The organism is Vibrio sp. Vb0304 (genome assembly GCF_033338995.1).
GTDB lineage: Bacteria > Pseudomonadota > Gammaproteobacteria > Enterobacterales > Vibrionaceae > Vibrio > Vibrio alginolyticus.
This window is the reverse complement of sequence record NZ_JAWOTT010000048.1, coordinates 1-4,164: the sequence shown is the minus strand read 5'-3', so window position 1 is coordinate 4,164 and position 4,164 is coordinate 1. Positions and strand designations below refer to the sequence as shown.

Sequence of the window (4,164 nt, the reverse complement as noted above, 5' to 3'; positions counted from 1 at the left end):
ACTATGCGTTGGTTTTAGTGGTTAGGTGGCATGCGGGGGCTTTGGTATTGCGTGCCTCACACCTTAACAAGGCGTTATGTGTCAATGGGTTTCTAAACAGAGTGAGAAAGATAAAAATGCAGTTTATTTGGGAAGTCTCGGACGTAGAAATAGATACCTTGTTACCTCAGTGGAAATGGTTGCTTAATCCTACAGGGAAACCTTTGTATCTAACCATCATGGGTGACTGGCTATTTGGTGAAGTGGATGGCTCAATTTCATTGTTATCGGTTTTAGATGGTACCTATGAAACAATTGCTTCGGACTTTCATGAGTACAATAAAATGAATAAATCACAAGATTGGTGTGATAATGTCTTTTTAACTAGTTGGTATGACTTGGCGCTCGAACACGGGCTACAACCAAAACAAGACGAATGCTTAGGTTGGGATCTGCATCCAATTATTGGTGGTGAGTTTTGTATGGAAAATTTGCAAGTATTTACTATGAAAGTATATCAATCACTAATGTCTCAGTTGCATTTTCAACTTCAGCACGCAAACACATAACAAACTGTTTAAGAGTGATTCGCAACGCGTGGCATTTTGGCTATGCGTTGCGTCTAATGTTTAAGGTGGCATGCGGGAGCATCGGTATTGCGTTGCTCACACCTTAACAGGGCGTTAGTACGGGTTTGACATCAAAGGTCATAAGTTTTGGTGTTTATCTGTTTCGGCGCTCGTATTTACACCTTTCAGTTAGTGCCTTTCACGTTCTTTCCGGTGGCACTATATGCGGAGTATTCGCTTTGACTTCAACGTTTACGGCTTCTAACTCTTAGCCTATTTCTTTGGCGCTTCTTCATTTTCGTGGCGGCTTTTGAGAGAACCTTGATTACTTTTGGTGTGGCTATTGAAGTGCGAGGAAAGAATCCTTTTCTAATTTTAAGCCAGTGAAAGTAGGGCAGTTCAGTGCGTTTTTCTTCTAGTCAACTTTCGCCTTTCATTCGGGGTAAAGTTTTGTAGCTGCCCGTCTCACTTCAGTGTTCAAAGCCTTTCATATCATCTCAATTTTCAATATCTTGGAGCGCATAAATAGAAGTAGCGCATGTACTAACAAATTGCTTAAGAGTGATTCGTAACGCGTGGCATTTTTACTTTGCGGTGGCTTATGGTGATTAAGGCGCTGTGCGGTAGCTTTTGTATTGCGTTACTCACACCTTAGCAAGGCGTTATGTGGTTGGAGAAAAATTATGAATCCATCAGCGGTTCTTGTTCATGTCTCAGATGTAGCGAAAGGGCTTGAATGGTACAAGAAAGCTTTTCCAGAAGCCGTTCCGGTTTACCATCCTGACTTTGACTTCACAGCGCTTGATCTAAATGGTTTCTCACTAGAAATAGTCAAAGCAGATAAAAAGGTTGGTGCTGGTAAAAGTGGTACAGTTGTTTACTGGTCAGTAGACAATTTATGTGTTGCTCTGGCTCATTTTGAAGAGCTAGGTGCGTGTCTTTATCGTGGACCAATGGAAATTGAAGATGGGCTTTCAATGTGCCAAGTTGAGGACCCATTTGGAAACTTAATAGGACTACGTGGGAAAACCACATAACAAATTGTTCAAGAGGGATTCGCAACGCGTGGCATTTTTACTATGCGTTGGTTTTAGTGTTTAAGGCGGTATGCGGCGGCACCGGCATTGTGTTGCTCACCCCTTAACAAGGCGTTATATTTTATTCAGACTAGGAGAACCACGTGAAGGGAAACATAAGTCTTAAAGAGTTTATTGATGATGTTAAAAAGGAGCTAATGGAAGCTTCTGAGAGTGACTCTCCCTTCTTTACCATGGATGAGGTGGAATTAGAGGTAAGCTTCGGGCTTAATGCTAAAGGTAAGGCTGGAGGTAAATTTGTTGTATTTGAACTAGGGGCAGAGACCAATGCCTCACAAATGCATAAAGTAAAATTGAAGTTGACTCCCTACAAGAACCAGGAAGTAAATGAGGCCGCTAAGAAATCAAATCTACGAGTTACTAACCCTCAGAAACCTAAAGCATTACTTCAGCAACGTGAAAAGCGTAATGACACCGTAAAAGATAAACAAAAAAGAAATGTCGTAACCTGTAATGGTGGTGCAGTAAAATCACAAAAGCCGATAAAACCAAGGTTTCAGAGATAAATATAACAAACTGTTCAAGAGGGATTCGCAACGCGTGGCATTTTTACTATGCGTTGATTTTAGTGATTAAGGTGGTATGCGGTGGCTTTTGTATTGCATTGCTCACCCCTTAACAGGGCGTTAGTCGCCAGAAAAAGCTAGCAATCAAAATCATGTTTCTGAGCTTAAAATTTAGCAGCAGTTTGTTTGGAACACAGATTCATCGTCGATCCTTAGAACTTAGTTTTAGCTGTTTTGAGTCCAAAATTTTGCAAGTGTTCTAGCGATTGTTTTGTTCTTTGGTGCTGACAGAGCAGGGCAATCGAGAGTTTGTTTTTGGTTGCAACTCCGCTCGGTGAGTTTGTTGGTACAAAAGCCGATTTACTCGCTGAAGTTACTTTTTCTCTGGTGTTGTAAATTCCACGTGGTTTCAGTGACTTTGTTGAAAGTCCGCACTGTGAGATTGGTTTTCCAAAAGCGCTTTTTGGTGTTGTTAGTCCATTTTCTGCGGCGTTGTTTGTTCCAAGTGGTTTCATTGACTAGCCGCTTTGAGACTGCGCCTGACTTAAATGCATCGAGGCACATTAAGTTTGTTGTCCGCAAAGTTTAGTTCGGCTTAAAATTGTCGCTCGGTGCCTCGCGACTAACAAACTGCTCAAGAGGGATTCGCAACGCGTGGCATTTTCACTATGCGTTGAATTTAGTGATTAAGGTGGTTTGCGGCGGCTTCGGTATTGCGTTGCTCACCCCTTAGCAGGGCGTTATGTGACTGAGTGCTTTATCGGAAGGTAAGATGATTAACAAATTAAAAAATACAACTAAGAACACTGTTTTTATATCAACATTATTTGGTGTTTATTTTCTTTACACATATTTGGTTTCCGAGAAGGTTCCTCTTCCTCTGGAGTTGAGTGTTCTACCTTCTTTGTTAATGGTGATCGGCACTATTTGTATGATGCTTGCTGTAATCGTTTCATGGTACTCATTCTCATCAGCATTTATCGCCCTTGACCCTTGGGATGTTAATTATTATAAGCGTTTTTATCAAACGTCTAATTATATAAAAAATAAATACGTTTCAAGTTTTGTTGGGTTCTTAATATATTTTACAATTACACCTGTAGTCTTGTGGATTAGTTTATACCTAGAGTATAGCTTGCTTTTATTTTATGTAATGTTTTTTTCCGTCCCAATCTTGTACTCTTTTTATGTATTGACTCCCGATGAATCTATTTTTAATTTAAATTTTAGTGTTTTTAAAAGTTTTAAATATTATAGATTGGTGTTCTCTCATTACTTTATAAGTATTCTCGCTATAGTTTCCTTTATATTCTATGTGAAGTTTCTCTCTTTTTCTAAAATTGTCATTGAAGACTTTGAATTTTATATTAGTTCTATTGTTTTCATGTTTTTAAGTTACATGTCCCTTGTTCCATCTAGACCAAGGAATGAATTTGAGAAAATATCTGAGTCTTATAGTAAAAAGAATTTTATACAAAAAAAGTTTTCAAAAAATGCTTCATTGTTAGTTTATTTACTTGTTGTTCTCTTTTGCTTGTACCCACCAGTGTCTTCGAAGATTGCAGGTAAAACCCTTGCTGTTCTTGGCTTAGGTGGTGGAGTCGAGAGGACTTACTACTACACGCCAGATGCTAGGGTAAGGATTCCTACTGAAATAAAGGATAGTTGTGATAGCTCGAAATATTGTGAAACTAAGGCTTTAAACGTAATGTTGGATGTTGGCGACATATTGTATGTACGCCTAAAGGATGAAGAAGATACTACAAAGTTGTTTGGCTTACCTGGAAAGAACATGTTTCCTATTATCCAATAGGTTCGTCACATAACAAACTGTTTAAGAGTGATTCGCAACGCGTGGCATTTTTACTATGCGTTGGTTTTAGTGTTTAAGGTGGTATGCGGCGGCTTCGGTATTGCGTTGCTCACACCTTAACAGGGCGTTATGTGGTTGGAGAAAAATTATGAATCCATCAGCGGTTCTTGTTCATGTCTCAGATGTAACGAAAGGGCTTG

At 39.4% G+C, this 4,164-nt stretch carries 5 protein-coding genes; 4 read left to right on the top strand and 1 reads right to left on the bottom strand.

What is annotated here, in order from left to right:
- The 3 genes from R7P35_RS23525 to R7P35_RS23515 all read left to right on the top strand — a co-directional run.
- On the top strand, positions 1–548 hold a 548-nt coding region (locus R7P35_RS23525), incomplete at its 5' end, for a T6SS immunity protein Tdi1 domain-containing protein (protein ID WP_318092723.1).
- 683 nt (positions 549–1,231) lie between these two features.
- Positions 1,232–1,585 carry a glyoxalase/bleomycin resistance/dioxygenase family protein gene (locus R7P35_RS23520; protein ID WP_015296924.1) on the top strand — a complete coding sequence of 118 codons (354 nt, stop codon included), beginning with the start codon at positions 1,232–1,234 and terminating at the stop codon, positions 1,583–1,585.
- Between the two features lie 143 nt (positions 1,586–1,728).
- Positions 1,729–2,151, top strand: coding sequence for a trypco2 family protein (locus R7P35_RS23515; protein WP_140086025.1), 423 nt, complete (start codon positions 1,729–1,731; stop codon positions 2,149–2,151).
- A gap of 212 nt (positions 2,152–2,363) precedes the next feature.
- On the opposite strand, the gene R7P35_RS23510 is transcribed toward R7P35_RS23515, so the two are convergent.
- Positions 2,364–2,666: a hypothetical protein gene (locus R7P35_RS23510; RefSeq protein WP_053304310.1), complete on the bottom strand. Its 303-nt coding sequence runs from the start codon at positions 2,664–2,666 to the stop codon at positions 2,364–2,366.
- Between the two features lie 257 nt (positions 2,667–2,923).
- Here R7P35_RS23510 and R7P35_RS23505 point away from each other — a divergent pair, with 257 nt between their 5' ends.
- Entirely contained in the window at positions 2,924–3,964 is a 1,041-nt protein-coding gene (locus R7P35_RS23505; RefSeq protein ID WP_080607123.1) for a hypothetical protein, read from the top strand.
- Positions 3,965–4,164: the final 200 nt, after the last annotated feature.